The sequence below is a fragment of the Nocardia carnea genome (assembly GCF_029869215.1).
GTDB classification, from domain to species: domain Bacteria; phylum Actinomycetota; class Actinomycetes; order Mycobacteriales; family Mycobacteriaceae; genus Nocardia; species Nocardia carnea_B.
This window is the reverse complement of the sequence record NZ_JARWPM010000399.1, coordinates 32,470-55,538: the sequence shown is the minus strand read 5'-3', so window position 1 is coordinate 55,538 and position 23,069 is coordinate 32,470. Positions and strand designations below refer to the sequence as shown.

29 protein-coding genes and 1 tRNA gene are annotated in these 23,069 nt (G+C 67.5%); 18 read left to right on the top strand and 12 right to left on the bottom strand.

Annotated elements, in window-relative coordinates; all coding sequences use genetic code 11:
* Positions 1-125: 125 nt before the first annotated feature.
* A complete protein-coding gene (locus QH276_RS29210; protein WP_280400124.1) occupies positions 126-803 on the bottom strand; it encodes a VTT domain-containing protein in 678 nt (225 codons plus the stop codon).
* A gap of 126 nt (positions 804-929) precedes the next feature.
* Positions 930-1,436: a glycine-rich domain-containing protein gene (locus QH276_RS29205; RefSeq protein WP_280400080.1), complete on the bottom strand. Its 507-nt coding sequence runs from the start codon at positions 1,434-1,436 to the stop codon at positions 930-932.
* A gap of 125 nt (positions 1,437-1,561) precedes the next feature.
* On the opposite strand from QH276_RS29205, the gene QH276_RS29200 reads away from it, so the two are divergent.
* Both QH276_RS29200 and QH276_RS29195 read left to right on the top strand, forming a co-directional pair.
* Positions 1,562-1,879: a hypothetical protein gene (locus tag QH276_RS29200; protein WP_280400081.1), complete on the top strand. Its 318-nt coding sequence runs from the start codon at positions 1,562-1,564 to the stop codon at positions 1,877-1,879.
* A 425-nt stretch (positions 1,880-2,304) separates the two neighbouring features.
* On the top strand, positions 2,305-2,439 hold the full coding sequence (locus QH276_RS29195; protein WP_280400082.1) for a hypothetical protein: 135 nt from the start codon (positions 2,305-2,307) through the stop codon (positions 2,437-2,439).
* On the opposite strand, the gene QH276_RS29190 is transcribed toward QH276_RS29195, so the two are convergent.
* A complete protein-coding gene (locus QH276_RS29190; RefSeq protein WP_280400083.1) occupies positions 2,427-2,876 on the bottom strand; it encodes a nitroreductase family deazaflavin-dependent oxidoreductase in 450 nt (149 codons plus the stop codon). The two genes, QH276_RS29195 and QH276_RS29190, sit on opposite strands and share 13 nt — an antisense overlap.
* A gap of 143 nt (positions 2,877-3,019) precedes the next feature.
* Here QH276_RS29190 and QH276_RS29185 point away from each other — a divergent pair.
* Positions 3,020-3,093: transfer RNA gene (locus tag QH276_RS29185), tRNA-Ile, on the top strand.
* Positions 3,094-3,152: 59 nt separating this feature from the next.
* Complete coding sequence (locus QH276_RS29180) at positions 3,153-3,731, top strand: AAA family ATPase (protein ID WP_280400084.1); 579 nt, start codon at positions 3,153-3,155, stop codon at positions 3,729-3,731.
* Here the strand turns inward: QH276_RS29180 and QH276_RS29175 are convergent.
* Positions 3,685-3,930: a hypothetical protein gene (locus QH276_RS29175; RefSeq protein WP_280400085.1), complete on the bottom strand. Its 246-nt coding sequence runs from the start codon at positions 3,928-3,930 to the stop codon at positions 3,685-3,687. The two genes, QH276_RS29180 and QH276_RS29175, sit on opposite strands and share 47 nt — an antisense overlap.
* A 315-nt stretch (positions 3,931-4,245) precedes the next feature.
* On the opposite strand from QH276_RS29175, the gene QH276_RS29170 reads away from it, so the two are divergent.
* The 4 genes from QH276_RS29170 to QH276_RS29155 all read left to right on the top strand — a co-directional run bounded on the left by QH276_RS29170 (position 4,246) and on the right by QH276_RS29155 (position 6,753).
* On the top strand, positions 4,246-5,001 hold the full coding sequence (locus QH276_RS29170; protein WP_280400086.1) for a hypothetical protein: 756 nt from the start codon (positions 4,246-4,248) through the stop codon (positions 4,999-5,001).
* A gap of 152 nt (positions 5,002-5,153) precedes the next feature.
* Positions 5,154-5,327 carry a helix-turn-helix domain-containing protein gene (locus tag QH276_RS29165; protein WP_280400087.1) on the top strand — a complete coding sequence of 58 codons (174 nt, stop codon included), beginning with the start codon at positions 5,154-5,156 and terminating at the stop codon, positions 5,325-5,327.
* Positions 5,328-5,440: 113 nt separating this feature from the next.
* Positions 5,441-6,292 carry a hypothetical protein gene (locus QH276_RS29160; protein ID WP_280400088.1) on the top strand — a complete coding sequence of 284 codons (852 nt, stop codon included), beginning with the start codon at positions 5,441-5,443 and terminating at the stop codon, positions 6,290-6,292.
* 155 nt (positions 6,293-6,447) lie between these two features.
* On the top strand, positions 6,448-6,753 hold the full coding sequence (locus QH276_RS29155) for a hypothetical protein (protein WP_280400089.1): 306 nt from the start codon (positions 6,448-6,450) through the stop codon (positions 6,751-6,753).
* A gap of 167 nt (positions 6,754-6,920) precedes the next feature.
* Here QH276_RS29155 and QH276_RS29150 read toward each other — a convergent pair whose 3' ends face one another.
* Positions 6,921-8,219, bottom strand: a complete 1,299-nt coding sequence (locus QH276_RS29150; protein WP_280400090.1) for an NtaA/DmoA family FMN-dependent monooxygenase — start codon at positions 8,217-8,219, stop codon at positions 6,921-6,923.
* Positions 8,220-8,501: 282 nt separating this feature from the next.
* Between QH276_RS29150 and QH276_RS29145 the strand changes: the two genes are divergently transcribed.
* The 3 genes from QH276_RS29145 (at position 8,502) to QH276_RS29135 (ending at position 10,535) form a co-directional block, all read left to right on the top strand.
* Positions 8,502-8,900, top strand: coding sequence for a PPOX class F420-dependent oxidoreductase (locus tag QH276_RS29145; RefSeq protein WP_280400091.1), 399 nt, complete (start codon positions 8,502-8,504; stop codon positions 8,898-8,900).
* 228 nt (positions 8,901-9,128) lie between these two features.
* The gene (locus QH276_RS29140; RefSeq protein ID WP_280400092.1) at positions 9,129-10,082 is read left to right on the top strand and encodes a GNAT family N-acetyltransferase; all 954 of its coding nucleotides are present in this window, start codon (positions 9,129-9,131) and stop codon (positions 10,080-10,082) included.
* Between the two features lie 147 nt (positions 10,083-10,229).
* Complete coding sequence (locus QH276_RS29135) at positions 10,230-10,535, top strand: hypothetical protein (protein ID WP_280400093.1); 306 nt, start codon at positions 10,230-10,232, stop codon at positions 10,533-10,535.
* Positions 10,536-10,545: 10 nt separating this feature from the next.
* Here the strand turns inward: QH276_RS29135 and QH276_RS29130 are convergent, their stop codons facing one another.
* Positions 10,546-10,959 (bottom strand): nitroreductase family deazaflavin-dependent oxidoreductase, encoded by a 414-nt coding sequence (locus QH276_RS29130; RefSeq protein WP_280400094.1) that lies wholly within the window; start codon positions 10,957-10,959, stop codon positions 10,546-10,548.
* Positions 10,960-11,180: 221 nt separating this feature from the next.
* Between QH276_RS29130 and QH276_RS29125 the strand changes: the two genes are divergently transcribed.
* Positions 11,181-12,029 (top strand): LLM class F420-dependent oxidoreductase, encoded by an 849-nt coding sequence (locus QH276_RS29125; RefSeq protein WP_280400095.1) that lies wholly within the window; start codon positions 11,181-11,183, stop codon positions 12,027-12,029.
* Between the two features lie 116 nt (positions 12,030-12,145).
* On the opposite strand, the gene QH276_RS29120 is transcribed toward QH276_RS29125, so the two are convergent.
* Positions 12,146-13,042, bottom strand: a complete 897-nt coding sequence (locus tag QH276_RS29120) for an oxidoreductase (protein ID WP_280400096.1) — start codon at positions 13,040-13,042, stop codon at positions 12,146-12,148.
* 66 nt (positions 13,043-13,108) lie between these two features.
* Here QH276_RS29120 and QH276_RS29115 point away from each other — a divergent pair, with 66 nt between their 5' ends.
* Positions 13,109-13,714: a TetR/AcrR family transcriptional regulator gene (locus tag QH276_RS29115; protein WP_280400097.1), complete on the top strand. Its 606-nt coding sequence runs from the start codon at positions 13,109-13,111 to the stop codon at positions 13,712-13,714.
* Positions 13,715-13,938: 224 nt separating this feature from the next.
* Entirely contained in the window at positions 13,939-15,138 is a 1,200-nt protein-coding gene (locus QH276_RS29110; RefSeq protein ID WP_280400098.1) for an ABC transporter substrate-binding protein, read from the top strand.
* A 48-nt stretch (positions 15,139-15,186) separates the two neighbouring features.
* On the opposite strand, the gene QH276_RS29105 is transcribed toward QH276_RS29110, so the two are convergent.
* A complete protein-coding gene (locus QH276_RS29105; protein ID WP_280400099.1) occupies positions 15,187-15,795 on the bottom strand; it encodes a maleylpyruvate isomerase family mycothiol-dependent enzyme in 609 nt (202 codons plus the stop codon).
* Positions 15,796-15,865: 70 nt separating this feature from the next.
* Between QH276_RS29105 and QH276_RS29100 the strand changes: the two genes are divergently transcribed.
* Positions 15,866-16,822: a MerR family transcriptional regulator gene (locus QH276_RS29100; protein ID WP_280400100.1), complete on the top strand. Its 957-nt coding sequence runs from the start codon at positions 15,866-15,868 to the stop codon at positions 16,820-16,822.
* Complete coding sequence (locus QH276_RS29095; protein ID WP_432278671.1) at positions 16,813-17,499, top strand: nucleoside/nucleotide kinase family protein; 687 nt, start codon at positions 16,813-16,815, stop codon at positions 17,497-17,499. The genes QH276_RS29100 and QH276_RS29095 overlap by 10 nt, the downstream gene beginning before the upstream one ends.
* On the opposite strand, the gene QH276_RS29090 is transcribed toward QH276_RS29095, so the two are convergent.
* The 4 genes from QH276_RS29090 to QH276_RS29075 form a co-directional block, all read right to left on the bottom strand.
* Positions 17,456-18,388, bottom strand: coding sequence for a PfkB family carbohydrate kinase (locus tag QH276_RS29090; protein WP_280400102.1), 933 nt, complete (start codon positions 18,386-18,388; stop codon positions 17,456-17,458). The two genes, QH276_RS29095 and QH276_RS29090, sit on opposite strands and share 44 nt — an antisense overlap.
* Positions 18,389-18,520: 132 nt before the next feature.
* Positions 18,521-19,063: a YaeQ family protein gene (locus QH276_RS29085; RefSeq protein ID WP_280400103.1), complete on the bottom strand. Its 543-nt coding sequence runs from the start codon at positions 19,061-19,063 to the stop codon at positions 18,521-18,523.
* Positions 19,064-19,155: 92 nt separating this feature from the next.
* Positions 19,156-19,818, bottom strand: a complete 663-nt coding sequence (locus QH276_RS29080; protein ID WP_280400104.1) for an MspA family porin — start codon at positions 19,816-19,818, stop codon at positions 19,156-19,158.
* Positions 19,819-19,884: 66 nt separating this feature from the next.
* Positions 19,885-20,529, bottom strand: a complete 645-nt coding sequence (locus tag QH276_RS29075) for an MspA family porin (RefSeq protein WP_280400105.1) — start codon at positions 20,527-20,529, stop codon at positions 19,885-19,887.
* 429 nt (positions 20,530-20,958) lie between these two features.
* On the opposite strand from QH276_RS29075, the gene QH276_RS29070 reads away from it, so the two are divergent.
* Positions 20,959-21,990 carry an iron chelate uptake ABC transporter family permease subunit gene (locus QH276_RS29070; protein WP_280400106.1) on the top strand — a complete coding sequence of 344 codons (1,032 nt, stop codon included), beginning with the start codon at positions 20,959-20,961 and terminating at the stop codon, positions 21,988-21,990.
* A complete protein-coding gene (locus tag QH276_RS29065; RefSeq protein ID WP_280400107.1) occupies positions 21,987-23,066 on the top strand; it encodes a FecCD family ABC transporter permease in 1,080 nt (359 codons plus the stop codon). Before QH276_RS29070 ends, QH276_RS29065 begins: the two co-directional genes overlap by 4 nt.
* Positions 23,067-23,069: the final 3 nt, after the last annotated feature.

Below are 23,069 nucleotides of genomic sequence, written 5' to 3'. Positions count from 1 at the left end.
CCGCCGCCGGCGCCCGCCCCCCCCCCCCCCGGGGGGCGCGGGGGCGGGGCCCCCCCTCCTCCCCCTCCCCCGCCCCGGCCCCCCCCCCCCCCCCCCCCCCCCCGCGTCGTGGTATGCCGCCTGTATCAGGCGGCGGGGTGGTCTACCGGTTCTTCGCTGTCCTTCGGTGCGGAACTGCCCGCGCGTCCCGAGCGGTAACGCTTGAACACCTCCCACACGATCGGCAGCACCGAAACCGCCACGATCAGCAGGAAGATGTAGTCGATATTGTCGCGCACGAACTCGATCTGCCCGAGCAGATAACCCAGCATCGTGACCCCGGCGCCCCACAGCACGCCGCCGAGCACGTTGTAGGTGAGGAACACCGAATACTTCATCTTCGCCGCGCCCGCCACCAGCGGTGCATAGGTGCGGACGATGGGCACGAACCGCGCCAGCACGATGGTGACCGGCCCGTGCTTCTCGAAGAATGCGTGCGATTCGTCGATATAGGACTTCTTGAGGATCTTCGCGTCGTTGCTCTTGAACAACGCTGTTCCACCTCGTGACCCGATCAGATATCCGACCTGGTCGCCGGCGATCGCCGCGATCGGAATCAAGACGAGGAGTACCCCGATGGGCGCGAAGGGTTCGATTTCGGTCGACTTGGACGCGGCGATGAGCCCCGCGGTGAACAGCAGTGAATCACCGGGCAGTAGGGGGAACAGCAGGCCCGATTCGATGAACACCACGAGGAGTAGGCCCAGCAACACCCAGGTGCCGAACGAATTGAGCAGATTGACCGGGTCGAGGAATCCCGGCATCAGGGCAAGTTCGGTGGTGACCGCTGCGGCGGCTGAGTAACTCACCCCGCCGAAGATACCGCAGAAGAATACGCGGCCGGTTTCCGGATTGCCCGTTTCGGGCGTATTTAGCGGAATGGTAGCCGGTCAATACCGGTGGGCGCGTTCTCGCAGTGTGGCCTCGATCTCCGCGACACGTGCCGCCGGGATACCCCAGGGATCCGGTAACCCGAGCCGGGAATCCAGGTCCCACAGTACGCACTCCTCGCCGGGCTGGGCGACCAGCGACCAGGCCACAACGGTCCGTCCCAGCTGCCCCGCCATATCGCCGGTGCCGGCGGGGCCCGCCCCGTCCGGATGGTGGTGCAGGAACCGCCCGTAGGCCCGATCACAGAAATCGGCATAGCGTCGTGTGCACAGGATGAACCCGTGCCACGCCTCGTCCACCGCCCGCGACGGCATGCCGATCACCTGATCGTCGGCCAGCGCCGGCCCGCAGCAGCGCAACCACTGCCGCAATCCGGTGGCGACGAGGTCGCGCGGTTCCCAGGGGCAGGTCTTGTACACGGCCTCGGGTAGTTCGAGTTCACGAACGGCCTGCTCCACTGCGGCGGGGTCGATACGGCGGCGCCGGGTCCGGGCGAAGGCAAACACACCGCCATTATCCGGTTGCACCGGACACCAGGCTGCCCGGCTGTGGTATCGGAGGTGTGTGCTCCCTCCGCCTCGGCCCGTGAAATCCGATGTGCCACCGCACTGCTCGTCGCTACCGTGGAGTCATGGACATGTTTCTGGGGTTCTTCGTCCTCATGATGATCGGCCTGCTCTGCGCGGGAGTGATCGTGGGAATCGTCCTCCTGATCAGCAAGGCGGGGTCCCCGGGGCGCAGGGGGCGGGGTGCCGGAGGCGGAACCTACCCGGGCGCCTGGACCTACGACAGTGGTTCCGGCGGTTGGAGTTCGGGGGACAGCGGATCGAGCGGCGGCGGAAGTAGCTGCGGCGGTGGCGGGAGCAGCTGCGGCGGTGGTGGCGGCGGTGGTGGCGGCGGTGGTGGTGGGGGAGGCTGTGGCGGCGGTGGCGGCGGTGGCGGAAGCTGACCGGGCTGCCGGCGACCGATTCGCTACCCGAGGCCGGGGATCGACCCTCCCGCAGGGGGTTCCGCTCGCCGGCGAAATGGCTGTAACCGGAAGTTGCGTGTATCATTCGGTATGACGCGCTCGGGAATACCGCCGGATTCTTCGATCCGCGCTCGTGGGTAGTGAACCTGTTGTAGCGCTTGGCTATTCGATTCCCGGTCGGCGCGGCGCGCCTGAATTATATCAATTTGATATACGTTGGAACCCCGCGTTTCCACAGATTGTTCGCGGGCCGCCGCCTGTGTCTCAAATAATTCGGCGTATGTGTCCCATGTGCGAAGAATATTAGGTTACTTCCGAATTTGCCTCCAAAGCAACGTGATTCATGAACGGGCATAGACCGTTCCCGGGTGCAGCGCCCCCCGCGCCCCGTTACTGTGCGTGCCGTGGTTACCGCATTGGTAGTACTCGCAATCCTGATTCTCGTTGCCTCCGTCGTCCATCTCGCCAGCCGGCCGCCGGAGGACCTCGTATCGCGCAGAACTCGGGCGCGGGTCGGCTCGGAAAGCTATTCCGACTGATTCGTTCCCCGCGCGGGCGACAGCACCACCACCGCAATCGGGCGCCGGGTCTTCTTCTGGTATTCGCTGTACCGGCCCTTGTTCACCGCGTCCACCAACCCCCAGCGGCGCGTGTATTCCGGATCATCGGGCAGAGTCGCCCGGGCCACCACCGGAATCGCGCGCCGCCCGACTTGGATCTCACACTCGGGCCGCGCCTTCAGATTCGCCAGCCAGCCCGGCGGCCGCGGCGACCCACCGTTCGACGCGGTCACCAGAAAATCCGCCCCATCCTTCGCATAGGTCAGCGCCGAAGTCCGCGGCAGCCCGGTCTTACGGCCCACGGTCCGCAACAGCAGCGTCGGATTCCCGAACAGCAGCCGATGCCCCACCAGCCCACCGCTGTTCTCGTACACCCACTGATGCGCCTGCAACGCCCGCACGAACAACCCGGCCACAAACCCCTCCTCTGTAGGCAACGCCCCCACCCTAACGACCCAGCCTGCCGCCGGCAGTCCGCCGCGTACCGCACCCGCCCTGATTGGCACCCCGCTCAGCACACCGGGAACCAACCCACCCCTGCGGCCCCTGGCCGCAACGAGGGGCGGTAGCTCAGTCGGTTAGAGCCGTGGACTCATAATCCATTGGTCGTGGGTTCGAGCCCCACCCGCCCCACAAACAGCAATCTACCAGCGGAAACCTCGACTGAGTCTGCGGTCCGCCAAGATGGCCCGGTGGACAAACTCCTGGTCCTGATCAACGGACTCCCGGGCTCCGGCAAGTCCACATTGGGTCGGGCGCTGGCCGCGACACTGAACGCGCAGTTCCTCTCGAAGGACGCTGTGAAGGAAGCGCTGGCAGCCTATGTGTATGACCGGGAGGTTGGCGCCGAACTCGGGGGTGTTGCGATGGATACGGTCTGGGCGCTGGCTCGGGCGGTGCCGCAATCCGTGGTCATCGACTCATGGTGGTTCAAGCCTCGCGACTTGCGATATGCGGCGGCCGGCATCGAAACGGTCCGGGCCGACCGGGTGGTCGAGGTCTGGTGTCGGGTGCCGGCGGATACGGCGAGGCAGCGATACATGACGAGGCGCCGTTCGGATCTCTATCGAGACCGGCAACGCCTCGCCGACCACTGGGAGACGTGGGCCGAACAAGCCGAACCGCTCGGGCTCGCGCCCACCGTTTTCGTCGACACCACGCAACCGGTCGACTGCGCCGAGCTCGCCGCGCGAATCGAACTGGCATCAACCGGCTACCAGCGCGCTACGCCTGGATATCCGACTCCGGAGGCTTGTTGTAGGCGTCGATGACCGCCTTCGACGTCGAGGCATTCTGCAAAACCAATTCCCATGGTCCGGTGTTCACCTCGAAATTCTTTCCGAACCCGACCCACTTCCCAGCCATCCGGCTGCCGGTCAGCTCGATCAGTAGCTGGATCGAGCCGTGGTAGCGGGCGCCGCGGTAGCAGCCGTCGGGTGCGGTGAGTTCGCTCCACGTCCCTGTGGTCACATGGCCGTCGGGGGTTCGAGGCCCACCTGCCCTACAAACGGCAATCTACCAGCAGAAATCTTGATACAGACAGCCGCGTTGATCCAGAACAGCGCTCCGGCAGCAATGGATTTTGGCCAGTGCAATCCCCACCATGGGGATGGATCTGGACGTATGCGAGCTGGCGGAAGACTTTGGGAGCGAGCTCTGCTGGAAGAACCGAGATACGAAGACGATCGACGGCCGGCCGACAGACTTGATCGGCGCATCTGTCACTGCGAACGCGCGGTAAACGCCCGGTATAGGGCATGAGGGTGTCCTGGCTAGGCTCGGTGGGTGCGGTCATCGGAAGAGCTGAAGCAGCGTTGGCTGGCAGAAGCGCAGCAGGTGTTTACTCGGCCGGGGATGTACGCCCGGTCCGGCCCGGAAATGGAGTCGGTGGCTGGAGAACGGCTTCGAGATCTGTGCTATCTGGACGAGCGCGACTATGAATACGAGCATGTTCGCGAGTTTCTGCGGGGCTTCGGAAAACTGGGAGTCCACGGACCTTTCGCGGCGATCTTCGACGGGGGGCGCCGCTGTACGGACGAGGTGGCGTCGGTCTATGCCGAGGTGTATCACCGCCTGGGCTATCTGCCGGTCGAGCGTCTGCTCACCGCGGAGGAGTGGTCGCCGCTGACCCGCCTTCGGGACTGGGTGGGTATCCGTGACGTGCGCCGCAGTGAGGTCGAGGCTGCATTTGGAGTGCCGAGCTTGCTGGTGGGCAAGCGCGTGTTGTGTTATGCCCCGGCCGATGGGGGGCGGTGGGTGTTTTTCGATTGCTGGGATGAGCTTTCTCAGCGGTATGTGCCCGGCAAGGGCCGGTTCGACGGTGGATTCGACCCCGATCCGCTGGTTCGCGACATCCGTGTGCAGGCGGCCGATTTCGAGGAAGGTCTCTTATTGACCTTGTACGGCCGGGTGCTGCGGTGGGGACCGGGCTGGTGGATCCATCACCCGAGCGAAACCCAGACCGACGAACAAGCGGCGATCGCGGCTCAGCTCCGGCAGATCGAATCCGCGGACCCGTCTCAGCGTTACCGCCAACACTGACGAACCCTTGCCGGTGCAGCTTCCGACAGTTCGATCGAGCGGGTCGAGACCTCGGCAGTCCGGCCCTGGCCGCTGGATATTGCCCCACGCCGTGTGGGCGTGGATTCCGCCGAGCGATACGGTGGCGTGCTGGTGGGCTTAGCCTTGTACCTATGGACCTCGGGGAACGGCTCCAGAACATCCGCAAGCGGCGCGGTCTTACTCAGCGTGAGCTTGCCGAGGCGGCCGGGGTGTCCCTATCGCTCATTCGCAAGCTCGAGCAGGGCGAGCGCGTCGCCCGGATCGATAGTTGCGCCGGCTTGCTGTGGCGCTCGGGCGTCCGCTGACCGAATTGCTCGGTCCGGACCCGATGCCGCCGGAGGGCACCGGCAACGGCAATCTTTGGGCGGCCACGCGAGACGCACTCACTGCTTCGGCGGACGGTGAGCCGGGGCCTGGTGTGGAGGCCGTGCTGGCCCATGCCACGCGGTTGTATCACGACAACGAGTACGCGAAGCTCGCCCGGATCCTGCCGCGTCTGATTCGGGAGGGAAATGCCGCTGCGCCGTTGTTGCGTTCGCGGGTATTGCAACTCGCGGGGTCGGTGCTGGTGCAAACGCGCCAACCGGAGCCCGCGCGGCTTGCCTTGAACCGGTCGCTGGCGGATGCGGAATCCACCGGAGACGTGCTGGATGCGGCCTCTGCCGTGATCACCTTGTGCTGGCTTCTGATCGTGGAACGGCGATTCGACCGGGTGCGTAACCTGGCGGTGGAGTGGGCCGATCGGGTGGAACCGCGGTTGTCGGTGGCTACGACGCGGGAGGTATCCACCTGGGGCTGGCTGCTGCTGCGTGGTTCGGCGGCGGCCGTCCGTGACAACCGGTCCGATGAAGCCGACGAAATGATGCGGCTTGCGGCTGCGGCGGCGGTCGCTGTCCGGCCCGAACGAGCTCCCTATCACCAATATTGGACGACTTTCGATCCGGCTACAGTCGCGATGAAACGAGTCGAAAACGCTGTTGTGGACGATCGGCCCGATCTCGCGCTGCGCTTGGCCCGGGAAATTCCGCAGGATCTGCGACCGACTTCCGACAACCGGAACCGGCACCTTCTGGATGTTGCGCTGGCCGAGGTCGAGTTGCGTCGCTATGACCTGGCTTTCGAAGTCCTCGAAAGGCTGTCCCGGGAAGCGCGGCCCTGGTTTGTAGAGCAGCGTGCAGCGCGAGACATTCTGGGCCGCATCATCGCCAAACGGCGGACGCTCACGCCCGAGATGCGAGAGCTGGCCGAGCTGATCCGCCTCGAGTACTGACGTGGTACTCCTCAGCTCGCTTCCCTGAAAGTGCCATAGCGTCAGATCCCCTGCCTGCAGCAGGCTTTCAAACGGACCCGCCGCCGGGTTCGACGTGTTCCCCGGCGGTGGGTGCATATCAGCGACTGTAGGGGAACAGGGACAGGGGACACCTGATGCGACATCGGCCGACGGCACTCGGATACGTAGACCTGGATATCAGCACTTCGCCGTCATGGGACCGGGCGCAGGTCCGGCGCCTGGCACGTCATCTCGGCTATCGGGTGATATGGCCCGACCTCGCCTCCGTGCTCCCACTGTTCGACCAGGTTCGTGCCGCTGACGTGGACGCGGTTGTCTTGCCCGGCCCGCATCATCTCGGCCCGGTCGAGTTGAACAGGGTCATGGACATCGCCGATGTCGAGACAGTGCTACCGTGGCTGTCCTTCGCGCGGTGGTCGATGCAGAGCAAGGGGCGTTGATCACGCTGGGTTTCGTGGTCGCGATCGGGTTGCCGCTTGTCGTACTGGTGGCGGCGATCGTGTGGCCCGAACCCACGGGACGACCGGCAGAGGACGAGCGAGATGCTGTCCGGCGGAAAGCCTGGCGAGGTCGTTGGGCTTCGGCGGTGCTCGGCCGGGACGGGAGTTCAGAAGCGTTGGCGAAGGGGGAGGTCGGTGGGGGTGCTGGGGTAGATTCCGCGGTCGATGAGGCGGGGGACTACTTCGTCGATGAATTCGCGGATGGCTGTGGAGCCGGTGGCGAACATGAGGTTGAAGCCGCCGATGGTGCCGTCCTCGTGCCAGGCCGCGAAATCGTCGACGAGGTCGTCGTAGGTGCCGATGAATTTGCGGTGGGTGGCGCCGCCGCGGCCGACTGCCTGGGCTACGACGTCGCGGACGGTGACGCCGGAATGCTCCTGGGCCCAGTTGTAGAGGCCGACGTAATTGCCGAAGGTGCTCTTGATCGTCTGCTCGACGTCTTCGGGGCGCGGTAGCAGGTGGGTGGGGAACGGGTCGTCGATATCGCCGAGGGGAACGTCGAGGCCGAACTGTCCCAATGCGGCCGGTGCGAGGGGTGCCCAGTCGACGTAGCTGTCGAGTTCGCGCAGTTTCTCCTGGGCTTCCGCGGTGGTTCGGCCGAGATAGGGGATGAGGCCGGGAATGGCGGGGACGGTGCCGGGTGGCCGGCCTTCCTCGATGAGGGCTTTGTCGAGTGCCCGGTGGTAGGCGGCGGCGCTCGCGCGGGTGGCGGAGTTGGTGAACACCATCTCGGCGTGTTTGGCGGCGACCTCGATGCCCGGTCCCGAGCCGCCGGCCTGGGCGATCAGCGGGCGACCCTGCCGGCTGGGCGCGACGTTGAGCGGTCCGGTGATCTGGAACAGCGGGCCGTCGTGGTTGATCGGGTCGGCGTGGAAGCGGGGGCGGCCGTCGGGGGCGCGGCGTAGGGATCGGTTGTCCCACAGGGCTCGCAGGACCTGGAGGAATTCGTCGGCGCGGTGATAGCGCTCTTCGCGGGAGAGATGGTCTTGCAGGCTGTAGTTCTGAGCGAAACGATCGATCACCGAGGTGACGGCGTTGTAGCCGGCGCGGCCGTCGGAGACCTGGTCCAGCGAGGCGAGTAGCCGGGCCAGGTTGTAGGGGTCGTAGAACGTTGTCGACGCTGTCGCGATCAGGCCGACGTGGCGGGTGTGCTGGGAGATCGCGGTGAGCGCGGTGATGGGTTCGGCCGGCCCGCCGTCGAAGGCCGGGGAGCTCGGCAGGCCGGGGATATCGCCGACGAACAGGGCAGTGAACAGGCCTTCGTCGCCGAATCTGCCGTATTCGAGCAAACGCTCGAAGGTGCTGCGCTCGGGAACGCCGTGGGCTTGTTCGTATCGGTAGGCGCCCTGGTGCAGGTTGATGTCGTTGGCCACCAGGTTCAGGTGCAGATAACGTCGCTCCGCCATCGGGAGCCTCCTTCGTCGAACTCACTCCGAGGGTCGGTGCCCTCGTGGTGCCGGGTGAGCCTTCGCCCGGGGAGAGGGCTCCGGCGCGTACCCCTGCGGCTGTCTCCCGGTATGTACCGCTGGCTGATTCGAGCACGACTTCCCGGCCGGCGGCCGGAGAACTAGCGATGCTAGACAAGGTAGCGAGGTGATGTTACTGTCGCTCTAGTTGCTAGCGATGCTAGAAACCAGAGCCGGAGAAACACACACTGCCTCCGGCCGGAGCGCCGAGGAGTAGCCGAAATGACCTTCACCAGCAACGAACAGCAGTTCCTCGCCGAAGCCGGCATCGGCCGGCTGGCCACGGTGTCGCCCGATGGGGTCGTGCAGAACAACCCGACCAACTATCGAGTGAACGCCGACGGCACGATCGATATCGGGGGTATGCGGATGCGTGGCAGCCGGAAATACCGCAATATCGAGGCGGGCAGCCGGGTGTCGTTCGTAATCGACCAGCAGGTGTCCGTGGAGCCCTATGTGATTCGCGGTATCGAGGTACGCGGTACGGCCCAGGCACTCGACGACGAGGAACCGCCGTTCCCGCCCCAGGAACGCGCGATCATCCGGATCCACCCCGAGCGGATCATCTCGTGGGGCATCGACGGGGGATCCTTCGACTTCACCGGTCGCGGCGTCGGATAGCGGGTTCCGGCCGGCGACCGCCTGCGTGACCGGGCACCGATCCCGCGGGCGTGGCCGGCGCCGCAACTCGGCTGCAGCGGGCCGGCGGATACGAAGCCATCGAGGACTCGGGTGGCATGAGTGACGAGTCCGGCGACGAATGACGACCGGCCGCGGCGGGTGCGTCGATACCGCCCGGCGCGTGTGCCGCGTGGTGGGATGGCACTGGCACGGCGAAAGGAGGCAGACATGGGTTCGTCGACGGGAGCAGTCTCGGTACGTCCGCTGGTCCGGCACGACCTCGACGCGGCCGACGAAATCTTCCGCGTCGCCTTCGGTACATTCCTCGGCCTGCCCGATCCCCGTACCACCTTCGGATCGGCCGAGCTGGTCCGCACCCGCTGGGCAGCGGACCCGGACGCCGCTTTCGCGGCTGTCGCGGACGGCCGGCTCGCCGGGTCGAATTTCGCCGCGCATTGGGGCAGCGTCGGATATTTCGGCCCGCTGACGGTGCGCCCGGAGCTGTGGGACCGGGGCGTGGGCCGGCGATTGATGGAACCGGTTATGGACCGGTTCGCGAGCTGGAACACCACGCATACGGGTCTCTTCACCTTCGCGCACAGCCCGAAGCATCTGGAGCTGTATCGCCGGTACGGCTTCTGGCCACGCTTTCTCACGGCCGTGATGGGTAAACCCGTGACCGGACCGTCCACGATGCCGCCGCCGACCTACGCGACGCTCACGGCCGCGCAACGCCCCGAGTACCTACGGTCGTGCCGGGCACTGACCGACAGCGTGTACGAGGGATTGGATCTCGAAAGCGAGATCGAATCCGTACAGCAGCAGGCAATCGGCGACACCGTACTGCTCGAGGGCGATACCGGCCTCGACGGTTTCGCCGTCTGCCACCTCGGGGCGGGTTCCGAGGCGGGAGCCGGGGTCTGTTACGTGAAATTCGGAGCCGTCCGCCCAGGGCGCGCCGCCGCGGACCGCTTCGAACGGCTCCTCGACGCCTGTGAGCAACTCGCCGCCGATCGCGGGCTCCAGCGGGTCGATGCCGGGATGAATCTGGCCCGCGCCGACGCCTACGGACGCATGATCGAGCGCGGGTATCGCACCGGGTTGCAGGGCGTGGCCATGCACCGGCCCAACGAATCCGGCTACAGCCGTGCGGATGTCTACGTCATCGACGACTGGCGTTGAGAGCCGGGGGAGCGCGGTGGCGGGGCGAGCTGAAACACAGCCCACGGCAGCGCGATGTATCTGCGGACCGTGGTTCCGATACCTGACCCCTCCGCAGCAGCGGCCGGCGGGTATCGCTCGCACGCCGCGGTCGTCGGAAAGGGATTCATGAGTGCAGACAGCCGGTCGGCGATGCGCAGCACCGTATTCGCCACGACCTTTGTCGGTGTGCTGTGCGGTCTGGCGGCAGTGGGCATGACCGCGGTGTGGTGGTGGCTCGGACCGAATACGGTCAGCTGCTATTGGGCGAGCTACGACCGGGATTCGGACGAGATGTTCGGCGAGATGGCGTGGAAGATGTGGCCGACACGCTGGTTGTGGGCGGGCCTGCTGCTGGCGCCCACGGCGGCGGGTGCGCTGCTCGGTGTCCTCGCCGCGCGTTTCGGTGTTCGTATCGACCGGCGGGCGGGATAGGCCGCCACCTTCATGCCGGGACGGTCGGTCTTTCGATATCGACGACGAGAACCCCGGCCAGCCGGTTGCCGAGCCGTGCGATACGCGGCACGTCCGCGCAAGTCTGGTGCGGACGCATGATACGGGGATCGCCCACGGCGATCGTCGTCCGGTGGTAGCGCAGCGACGCACCTCCCGCGGCGAGGACATTGCGCGCCCAGTCGGTCTCGCCGTGGAACAGGACCACCGCCATCACCCGGCCCTTGCGGAACACGGTGACCGGAGTCAGGTAAGGCCGGCCGGTCCGGCGGCCGGTGTGCTCGACGACGGCGTACCCCGGAAGCCACGGCGCAACCCGCCGCATCCCGGGATTCAGCAGCCGTGCGCCCCACCGGTCGAGCCACGCGGGAAAGTAGCTCGGTAGTGGCTTGCCGGTGCTCGTCATTGTGGCGAGTCTACGGAGCGGTGAGCCGACGAGAAACCTTCCGCGGAAGGATATTCCATCCTTCCGCGGGTGGTCGTGGCATGTTGCGGCCGTAGTGTCCGTGGCCGCTGTTCCGGAAGCGACTTGGTGCGGCTGCCGGTGCGCCGGGCCGGTTCGCCGATCTGCATTCCACTCACCTCGACCTTGACATTGACATTGATGTCAAGGTTTACCGTAGCCGCATGCAAATCGGAATCTTCACCGGCGTGACCGACGAAAGTATCGGCCCGGCCGACCTTGCCCGCGCGGTGGAAGACCGCGGCTTCGAATCGCTGTTCGTTGCCGAGCACACGCATATCCCGGTCACCGTGGACACGCCGTATCCCGGTGGCGGTGAGATTCCGCGTGACTACTATCGCAACCTCGACCCGTTCGTCACGCTCTCGTTCGCCGCTGCCGCGACCCGGCGGCTCCGTATCGGCACGGCCGTGGCCCTGGCCGTCCAGCGCGATCCGATCATCCTGGCCAAAGAGGTGGCGAGCCTGGATCTGGCCTCGGGCGGGCGTTTCGAGCTGGGCGTGGGCGTCGGCTGGCTGCGTGAGGAGTTGCGCAACCACGGCACCGACCCCCGCACCCGCGTGGCGCTGCAGCGGGAACGGCTGGTGGCGATGAGCACCATCTGGGCCCAAGAAAAGGCCGAATTCCACGGTGAATTCGTCGATTTCGATCCGCTGTATTCGTGGCCGAAACCGGTGCAGCAACCGCGTCCACCGGTGTGGCTCGGCGGCTGGGGGCCGTCCACCCACGAACGTATCCTCGACCACGCCGACGGCTGGCTGGCACCGGTGGGTATCCCGCTCGACGAACTCGCGAAAGGTGTCCGGGAACTCCACGCACTGGCCGACCGCCACGGCCGGCCCCCGGTGCCGGTGATCGCGACACTCTTCGATCCACAACCTCGCGACTTGGAAAGCCTCGCGAGGTTGGGTATTCACCGCACGTTGCTGGGCATCGTTCCCGTCCTCCCGCACGATGCGGCGCTGCACCGGCTGGACCGGTTCGCCGAGGTGGTCCTGGGGTCGGGCCACTGAACCGGTCGCCGGCGTGGGCTGCTGCACCGGGAATGTGGTGGCCCGGCACGGTAATCGAGTCTTCGGCGGAGCGCTCGATTCTGCCGCCGGTCCTCGCGGAGTTCTTCGGCGGCGGATCAGTTCGACTGGAGTGCGTGCTGGGGGAAGGGGACTCCGGTCAGGGATTCGGAGACATCCCATAGGCGCTGTGCCGTCGCGGTGTCCCGCGCTTTCGCGCTGCGGCCGACGAGTTTCGGGGCGCCGCGGCCCTCCATGAAGCCGCCCGGTCCCGCGTAGCTGTCGCCGGGGATATCGGCCACCGCTGCGTAAAGGGTGGGCAGGGCGCCGTTCTCGTCGCTCTGGGCGAGTAGGGTGGCTGCCTTCTCGGTGAGGCGGGTTGCGAGGCCGCGGTCGCCGGAGCGCAGGAGATTGGTGGCTGCCATGCCGGGGTGGGCGGCGGTCGCGCGGATCGGGGAGCCGGCGCGGGTGAGTTTGCGGTGGAGTTCCGCGGTGAACAGCAGATTCGCCAGTTTGGACTGGGCGTAGGCGGGCATCGCCCGGTAGGGTTTGCGCTCCCAGTTGAGGTCGCCGAAATCGATCGAACCGGTTTTGTGGCCGTTCGAGGACACCGTGACGATCCGTTCCCGGATCTGCGGAAGCAGCAGGTTAATGAGGGCGAAATGCCCCAGATGGTTTGTGCCGAACTGTAATTCGAAACCGTCGGCGGTGCGGGTGAGGGGCGGGATCATGACGCCCGCGTTGTTGATCAGGATATCGACCGGGTCGGTGAAGTTTTCCGCGAAAGCGCGTACCGCGGCCAGATCGGCCAGGTCGAGGCGGCGGACTTCGATATCGCCTGTCATCGAGGCGGCGGCCTCGTGGCCCTTGTCGGGGGTGCGTACAGCGAGGACGACGCGGGCTCCCCGGGCGGCGAGCGCGCGGGCGGCGACGCGGCCGATTCCGCTGTTCGCGCCGGTGACGATGACCGTGCGACCCGTCAGGGAAGGAACGCTGGAGGCGGAGAATGTTGTCATAGTCTACAAAGTAGACGATGGAAACAATGTTGTCGACGGAAACGTTGATTCGCTAGGGTGAGCGTTATGCCCGACCTGTCCGCCGAACGGCCCTATCACCATGGCAACCTCCGGACCGCGCTGCTCGATGCAGCCGGGCGCAGCCTCCGGGAACGCGGTGTGGACCAGCTGTCGCTGCGTGATCTGGCGCGGGAGATCGGGGTCAGCCATGCCGCGCCGCGCCGGCACTTCGCCGACCGGCAAGCGCTGCTCGACGCCCTCGCCGAGGACGGATTCGCTCGGTTGGATATGGCCCTGCGTGCCGAACTGGCGGTGGGTGGGGACTTTCCGTCCCGCCTCCGGGCCGCCATGGGCGCCTACACTCGCTTCGCGACCGAGAATCCCGCGTTGCTCGAGCTGATGTACACGGGTAAGCACCGGCCGGGTGCGGAGCGGATCGCGCGGGCGGCCGAAGCGCCGTTCGCGCTGATGCACGATCTGGTCGTCGAGGGGCAGGGGCGAGGAGCGCTGCCGGCAGGTGATACCCGGCAGCTCGGACTCGTCCTGTTCGCGACCATGCAGGGCCTCGCCTCGCTGGTGAACGGCAATTTCGTCGAACCGGAGATGCTCGGCGGGCTGCTCGAGACCACGGTCGAGCAGTTCCTCCGCCGGGGTAGGCCACCGGTGGCGTGACCGGCTGAAACACGCCGATGAGCACCTCCCGAGGCTGTGATAGCAGTCATCTATTATTTCCGGCGGTGGGTCGGCGCGTCCGCTGAGTGGCGAGCGCAGTGGGGACCGGGTCCGGCGGCGTCGGGTATCGAACCCTGCTGTCCCTCACGACGATTCCGCCTGATTCGTCTGCGGCACGGCCGGGCGGCCGGTTCATGGTTCCGCTTCCACCGGAAGGGTTTGCGGTGAACGAAGGTACGAGAGGCGTGGCGGGGCAACGGGTTGTCACCATCGGTGTCGTCATCGCTCGCTCGGGCCGGTTGGCGGGCCTGGGCGATCCGCTCGACTTCGCCTTGGCGGAACTCACCGGGCGCCTCGAGCGGATGTCCGCGAGCGGGCATCGGATTCGGCTCGCGAGCCGCGACAGCAGGTCCACACCCGAAGGGGCGCGTCGGGCGGTTACGCAGCTCGTACGGGACGAGCGTGCGGTCATCGTCCTCACGCTGGCCGGGACGCAGGTTCTGCCGGTGGTCGCCGACACCTGCGAAGAACTCGGAGTCGTCTGTATTTCCAGCACCTTTCCCTGGCAGGTGTACTACTACGGCCGTGGCGCGGACGACGACCGGCCGTTCGAGCGGACCTTCCACTTCTGCTGGGGACTGGACGATATCGCCGGCGTATTCACCGAGCTCTGGGACTGCGCCGGCGGCGGGGATGTGGGCTGCCTGTGGAACGACGGTCCGCAGGGCAACTGGTCGCGCCACGGCCGCTACGGCTTCGCCCCCGCGGCCCGCGCGCAAGGGCACCGGCTCGTCGACCCGCCGGGCTATCGCGAGCCGGCCGCCGACCTCGGCGAGCATCTGCGTACTTTCCTCGACGCCGGCGTCGAGATCGTGACGAGTGCCGCCACCGCCCGCGATCTCGCCCTTTTCCGGGCTACGGCTGCCGGCTCCGGTTGGCGGCCCCGGTTGATCACCTGTTCGCGCTGGCTCGCCTACCCGCCCGGGGCGGGCGGTTCCGACGGCGCGCCCGCTCAGGCGAACGTCGGCACACTCGTTTATTGGTCCCCGGGCCACCCCTACCGGTGCGCACTCGACGGCCGCACGGCAGCCGAACTCGCCGAGAGCTATGAGCAGCGGACCGGCAGGCAATGGTTACAGCCCCTCGGGCTCGCCTACGCGCTGTTCGAGGTCGCTGTGCACGCGTTGACCACGGCGGACGACCCCACCGGCCCGGACGCGGTGGCCGCGGCACTGTGCCGCACCGATATCGAAACCGTGGCCGGGCGGCTCGACTGGACCTCGGGTCCGGTACCGAATATCGCGACCGTGCCACTGGCCGGTGGGCAGTGGCAGCCGGCCGCCCGTCATGGGTACGAGCTCGCTGTGATCACCCCGGGCGGTGTCGACGGACTGCGCCCCACCGCCGACCTGGTCTTGTCCTGACCCGGAGTGTCTGCGCTCGGGCGGGCGAGTGGTCACCACGGTTCTGCTTCACGGACGCAAACCAGCGATCGATTTCCGACCCGTGACGAGCAGGAGGAGGTCGGCGATCGGGGCGGCCAGCGGTGTTCCCGCACCCGCGGACCAGTCGGTATCGGTCGCGGTCAACCGGTGGCCGGCCAGGGTGCGGCGGGCGTGGAAGGGCCAGCCCATGTTCCAGACGCGGTCGGCCGACCAGCGGGCGGCGTCGATCGGCATCTCCCGGTGGATGCCCAGGGGGATCGCGATGTCCTGGCCGTGGACCAGGAGATCCATCAAGCGGTCGACGGCGTCGGTTGCGACCGGCTTGTGCCGGAGGCCCGCGATCGCGCGGAGTTCGGTGAGCAGTTCCGCCGGGGTCCTCTTGTCGGCGTAGTGGATCGCGGTGCCGAAGTTCATCCGGGTGATGCTGCCGCGCGCCAGCGCTGTCTGCCACAGCAGCCAGGGGAGTTTCGCCCGGGAGGTGAGCAGGATATGGGCGACCACATCGCGGACTCGCCAGCCGTCGCACACCGACGGGTGGTTCCACTGCGCTTCGGTCAGTCCTTCCAGTAGGTCGGCCAGGCCGGTGCGTTCGGCGGTTACGGCCGCCCAGGCGAGTTCTTCGGTGGCGACGTTCATCGGCGGATCTCCTGTACTCGGGCGTTTCCGGTAGCGTAGGAACTCCAGCCGGGTGGAGGTTCCAGTAGTTGTGACCTACATCACTTATCCGTCGAACGCGGTGAGCATCGGGGAAGCCGCGCGGCGCACCGGTGTGCCGGTCCGGACCATCCGGTTCTATTGCGACACAGGGGTTCTGGTAGCCCAGCGCACCAGCGGCGGGCACCGCGTATTCACCCCGGAGGCCCTCGAACGGCTGCATACCGTGCGGCGGTTGCGGGCGCTGGGTCTCGGCTTGGCCGTCATCTCCGAGGTACTCGCGGGGGTGCGCGGGATTCCGGAGGTGGTCGCGGTGGAACGGGCCGCGGTGGAGGCCGAAATCGGTGCACTGTCCTGGCGGCGTGCGCTGCTGGCCGCGATCGAGCAGGCCGGCGATCCGCGGATACTCGCCGAACTGGCGGCGGTTGCCGATCGCGGTGCGGCCCGCACCGGACTCATCGACTTCTGGCGCCGGATCCTGAGTGCCGTGCCGCCGCCGATATTCGACGGATTCGTCGAGATGGATATCCCGCGGTTGCCGGCGGAGCCGTCGCCCCGTCATGTTCTGGTCTTCGCCGAACTCGGGCAGCTGGTGCGTTCACCCGGCCTGGCGCGCGTTTTCTCCCGGCAGGTCTGGGGGCCGCCGGAGCCGGCGGTCCGGGACAAACGCGCGTTGATCGACGAGGTCTCGGCCGCCTATACCGCGGTGGCACACCGGATCGCCGCCGGCGATCCGCCCGGACCGGGCCCGGAACTGGACCGGTACGTGGCCGCACACGCGGTGGCTCGCGGCCGCCGGGACGCCGAGGGCTTCCGCCGTGCGCTGGCCCGCGGTGTCCCGGCCGCCGACCACACCGCCGCGCGCTACTGGGCGCTCACCGCCGAAGCGCTCGGCACGCCGCACACCACGGGCGCGATCCAGCAGTGGCTGGACACTGCCCTCGTGCGTTCGCTCGGAACGGACCTCGGCGATCCGCGGTGGCCGTCGGCGCGCGAGGTATGTGGGTGACGGACCGGCACGGCCGCACGATCGCCGACCTGGCGCAGCGGGTGCGAACGGCGGCCGGCACCGATTCCGGGCGACGATATGTCCTGGGCCTGGCGGGGCCGCCGGGTGCGGGAAAGTCCACGGTGGCGGCGGAACTCTGCGCGGCCCTGAACCGGACGGGCGGCGATCTCGCCGGGGTCGCGCCGATGGACGGATTCCATCGGACCAACCTGGAGTTGTCGACCGCGGGCGAACTCGGAACCAAAGGGGCGCCGGGATCTTTCGATCCGCGGGCGTTCACGACGAAACTGCGCGAGCTGCGTGCCGCGCCGATCGGCGCCGAGGTCGGGTGGCCGGTCTACGATCGCGGGATTCACGACCCCGTACCGGACGGTGTCGTCTTCCGCGCGCACCGGATCGTCGTGGTCGAGGGCAACTATCTCTTGCTGGACGAACCGGGGTGGCGGGAGGTGCGCTCGTTGCTCGACGAGTGCTGGTATCTGGACGCTCATGCCGAGCTGATCGAACGGCGCCTGTACGCGCGGCATCTCGCCGGCGGGAAGCCTCCGGCGGTGGCGCGCGCGAAGGTCACCGGCACGGATCTGCCGAACGCCGTGCTCGTGGCCGGGACCAGGGAACACGCCGATCTCGTTCTCACGCCCCGGGGCGACCGGTTCCTGGTGCGGGCAGTTCACTGAGGCGGGTACACCATTCCCGGGTGCCGAAGAACCGGCAGGAGAAACTCGCCACGTCGGCGGCCAGCGTGAGTGCCCGGACGAAATCGTGGCCGGTACTCGTGAAGTAGCAGAAGGCGCCGTGCAGGATATCGCCCGCCCCGAGGGTGTCCACGGCCCGGACGGCCGGGATTGCGATGCGGAATTCGCGGTCACCGGCGAGGCCGACGATCGGTTCGCCGCCGTTCGTGACCGCGATATTCGCGACGCCGGCGTCGCGCAGATAGGCGAGTACGGCGCCGGTATCGCCCGGGTCGGTACCGGGTGGGGTGAACGCCGCGGAACAGATCGCGGACCGGATATGGGGCAGGAGCGCGATATGGGATTCCTTGAACCGTCCCGCGTCCAGCACGACCGGGATTCCGAGTGCGCCGGCGCCCGCACAGAGACCGGCGGCCAATTCCGGATAGTGCCCGTCCACCAGCACGACATTCGTTCCGGTGAGCAGGCCGGCCAGGCGGTGGTCGTACTCGACCGCGATCCGGGTGCCGTCGAGGGACACGATCGTACGGGTGGCGGCCGATTCCGCGACCACGATGGACGAGACCGGGGGTTGATGGTCGCTGCCGGCGCGGACATCGACGATCCGTACCTCGTGTGCGGCCAGGTCGGCACGGATGAGGTCGCCGAGCCGGTGGGTTCCCACGGCGGTCACGAGAGTAGGTGCGCCGCCGAGTGCGGCGAACGCGACGGCCGCGTTGGTGGCCGGGCCGCCCGCCCCGATGTGCTGGCCGGCCGCCTGGGTTTTCGTATCCTCCGCCGGGTAGGTGTCGACCAGGTACGCGATATCGACCGTCGAAAGTCCCACGAACAGAGCCGTTTTCCGGGCCGCGGGGGTGTTTCCCTCGTACATGTCACCATCCTGTTCGCTCGTGCCGGGAACCGGCGGCCGGTTCGGGGCTCGTCGAAGGGGGAGTACCGATCCTGCCGGCCGCGGTGCCGGACCGGATCACGATCACGTTCGGCCGGTGCGGGTAGCGATACCTCAGGCGAGCCGGTGCTCGGTGATCGCCGTCGTGAGGTCGGTGCCGTTCAGTGCCAGATAGAGCTGCCGTTCCAGCACCGACAGCGTGACGGTGTTGCGTCTTTCGAGCGCTGCGGCCGCGGTGCCGGCGAAGCCCGGGTCGAAACTGTACAGGGGGATCGTTTCCGCGCGATGGATCCGTTTGCCGGTGAGCGCCGCCGATACCTTTGCCGGGTCGCGGTGGGTGTAGACGGCGGCGCGGCCGGTCAGTTTGCTGCCGCGGTGCACACGATCGGCATCGGGAGCGCCGATTTCGATCCAGGCGGTGAGGCGTCCGGTGAGATCGCGGACCAGAACGGCCGGCTCGTCGGTCGAGGACACCCCGCCGTCGCTGAACGCGATCCCCTCCTGGTATTCGAGGCAGTAGGCCAGCAGCCGGGTGACCAGGAATTCGGCGGTCTCGGACGGGTGCCGGGCCAGGCGCAGGTCCAGCTCCTGGTAGACGCCGCGATCGACGTCGGAGAGCTGGACAGCGAAGGTGTGCAGAGTCGCGCCGATAGCCATAGACGGATCAGCCTAATACCGGCCCGGAAGACGACCGTAGCCCCGGCCGGAAACGGCCGGGGCTACGTCGATATCGCTCGACCGGGCCCGGATCAGCCGAGGCTGAAGGGAGCGCCCCAGACACGGAATTCGGAGATGCCGTTATCGGTGGACACCTCCACCCGCACGAACGAGCGGGCCTGGGCGTAGCCGGCGCAGCCGTTCAGGCCGATGGTGGTATCGGTCCAGGTCACCGAGCCGCTGGGGCCGGTGAACTTGGTGGCGAACTGGTGGCCCTCGTTGCCGTACACGTCCGGCTTCTCGATATCGAGGATCAGGAACGAGCTGGCCTGGCCGGGGCCCAGGGTCAGGTTCGCGCCGGTGCTGGCGTTGGCAGTCACGTTCTCGCCGGCTACCTTCGCGCCCGCGCCGCCCTGGCCGGTGCCACCGCTGATATCGACCTGGCAGCCCACGACGTATCCGGGCGTGATCTTGGTGCCCTTGTGCTTACCGTGCACCTCGACCTGCGCGCTGGCCGAAACCCACACGTTGCGGTGCAGCGGGGTGGAACCCATCGACGGGTTTATCAGCGCCGACTCGTTGGCGATCCGCGCGGTGACCTGCAGGCCGTTGGGCAGGGTGTGGTGCAGTTCGGCGCCCGGCAGCGGGATGAACGTATCGGCGTTCGCGGCGCCGGTCGAGAACAGGCCGACGGCGGCGGCTGCCGCGGCGGCGACGCTGGCGATACGCACGGCGCTCTTCTTCACTACAGACATGACTTTTTCCCTCTCGGAAGAGATATTCCGTTCAGCGACGGATTGATCGACCAGTGCTGACCCGGGTCAGCCGATGCTGAACGGAGCTCCGTACAGGGTGGTCTTCGAATAGTGGTCACCGATGATCTCGAGGACCGAGTAGGACCGGGCTTGGGCGTAGCCGGCGCAGCCCTCGATGTTCATCTCGACATCCTTGTAGTCGACCCAGTACTGGCCGGGCTTGGTGATGTCGACGCCCTCGATGTGGACGAACTTCACTTCGCCCGGGCCGAGCTTGATGCTCAGGGAACCGCTACCACCGAAGGAGGACGTGTCCACGCTGGCGGACACACCGGCGGAGATCGCGTTCTCGGCGATGCTGACCTGGCAGCCGACGATGTAGCCGGTGCTCAGGCGCGAGGTGCCGTGGGTGGAGGAGTTGTTGGTACCCGGGGCATTGGTCGGGCCCTTCCACGGTCCCGCTTCACCCTCGGGGGTGGCGGTGACATCCGCGTGCACCTGCGCGGTGAGCCATGCGACGCGGCCGGCGCCGTTGGCCGACATCGACGGCGAGATGAGCGCGCTCTCGTTGACGCGGGTGATCTTGGCGCCGGGGGCGGCCTTCTCGCCGCCGGGCAGCGGCACGAACGTATCCGCGCTCGCCGTTCCGCCGGCAACGCCGATAACCGCCGCCGTCATCGCCGCGGTGGCAGCAATCCCTTTGATATTCATCGTGTGTCCCTCATGGTCTTGCGAAGTATCGCCGGAGGCGGTCGTCGCCGCGGTGGCCGGCGAAAACGGCAGCACGAATTCCCGGGACGGACCGGCCGAAGGCATGCCTGTTCCGGGTGCTGCGTACTCGCAGGTGAAATCCGGTGGGAAAGAATGAGTCCACCGGTGGTGTCGGATCGTCGATTCCTGGGCGATCAGGTGACGAAATACTGCGCCATCAAATCCCTCATCCTGTCTATCTTCTTGCGGCCGGCCGGTACGGCCGGTGGCCCGCGCCTTGCGGCACAGTCTGTTGCCAGGCTGGTTTAGTTAGGTTAGCCTGCGCTCACTATAAAGGTTAGTTAACAAAAATTGTGAGCTACGACCGTGACGTATCTCATACGTGCCGGGAAGGGACGATTCGATGCACAGTTCTTGTAGCACCGTGTCATGACGACCGGTTCGTCCTATGAATATCACACTCGGGTATCGATCCGCAGGTGGTTGGGGTGGTTACTTGCGGCCGTCTTCCTGATTTCGGCCTGCATACTCAGCCTGATGGTGGGTGTCAAGCAGATTCCGATCACGGAGATCATTTCCGCGCTGTGGGAGCCCGGCGGATCACCGGATGATCTGATCATCAGCGAATACCGTCTGCCCCGCACTCTGCTCGGCCTGCTCGCGGGCAGCGCGCTCGGTATCGCCGGCTGCCTCATGCAGGGACTGACACGCAACCCGCTGGCCGACCCCGGACTGCTCGGCGTCAATGCCGGCGCGGCCTTCGCGATCGCGGTCGCGGTGGCGTATTTGGGCGCCAGCGGTATCGCTTCCTATGTGTGGTTCGGTTTCGCCGGGGCGGCGGTGGTGTCGGTGGCGGTGTACCGGCTGGGGACCGCCGGCCGCGGCGGCACCGACCCGATCCGGCTCACCCTGGCCGGAGTCGCGGTAACCGCCGTGCTCACCGGTATCACCAAGGGGCTGATCCTGCTGAACGCGAACGCGTTCGACGAGATGCGGCAGTGGGATGCCGGTGCGCTGACGGGTCGCGGTTACGACGTGCTCGCGGGCGCGGCGCCGTTCATCGCCGCCGGGATCGTCTTCGCCGGGATCGCCGCACGGTCGCTGAACGCGGTGGCGCTCGGTGACGATATGGCCCGCGCACTCGGCGTACATGTGACACGGACCCGGGCGTTCACGGCGCTGGCCCTGATCCTGCTGTGCGGGACGGCGACGGCGGCGGTCGGGCCGATCACCTTCGTCGGGCTGGCGGTACCGCATATCGCGCGCTGGATCGTCGGGCCGGACTACCGCTGGATCGTCGCCTACGCACTCGTCCTGGCGCCGACGCTGGTGCTGTTCGCCGATGTGCTCGGCCGGGTCGCGATTCCGCCGGACGAGCTCTCGGCGGGTGTGGTCACGGCCTTCCTCGGCGCGCCGGTGCTCATCTGGCTCGCCCGCCGTTCGGAGATGAGGCAGTCGTGACCACGGTGCGGAAACAACCCCGGATCGGTATCCATTCGGCCGTGGATTTCGGCCGCACGGTCCGCGTCCTGCGGGCGCGCGGCGTCACCGCCCGGATCGGGGTGCGCGGTGTGGTGGTGTCGGTGGTGCTGGTCGTCGCGGCCTGCGCGGTGTCGCTGGTGGCGCTGGGCTCGGGGGATTTCGCCATTCCGCCGGACCGGGTGCTGCGGGCGCTGCTCGGCAGCGGGGTCGGTGGCGACGAACTCGTGGTGTGGGAATGGCGCTTCCCGCGGGTGCTGATGGCCCTGGTGCTCGGTGCGGCGCTGGGCATCAGCGGTGCGATTCTGCAATCGGTGACCCGTAACCCGCTGGGCAGCCCCGATATCGTCGGCTTCAACTCCGGCGCGTACACCGGTGCGCTCCTGGTCATCCTGGCCGGTGGCGGGTACTACGCCACGGCCGCGGGCGCTGTGGGCGGCGGGCTGGCCACGGCGCTGGCGATTTTCGTGCTCGCGTTCCGGCAGAACGTCAAGGGATTCCGGCTGGTGATCGTCGGTATCGGTATCGGCGCGATGCTGGCCGCGGTCAACACCTGGCTGATCCTGCGGGCCGATCTCGACGCCGCGATGTCGGCCGCCGCCTGGGGGGTCGGCACGCTGGACGGCCTGACCTGGGCCGAGATCACGCCCGCGCTGGTGGTTCTGGTGCTGCTCGCCGTCGCGGTGGTGCCCGCGGCGCGGCAGTTGCAGATCCTGGAACTGGGGGATGATGCCGCACAGGCGCTCGGCGTCCGGGTGGGGCGGGCGCGGGTGGTGCTGACGGTGCTGAGCGTGGCCTTCACCGCGGTCGGTACGGCGGTGGCGGGACCGATCGCCTTCGTCGCCCTGGCCGCCCCGCAACTGGGCCGGCGCCTGGCCCGGACGCCGACGACCGCGCTGTTGCCCGCGGCGGCGATGGGGGCGTTTCTGCTGGCGCTGTGTGATTGGATCTCCCGCCGCGCGTTCGCGCCGACCACCGTGCCGGTCGGTGTGGTGACTGCGTCGGTCGGTGGCGCGTATCTGGCCTACCTGCTGGTGGCCGAGGCTCGACGGAACTGAGGA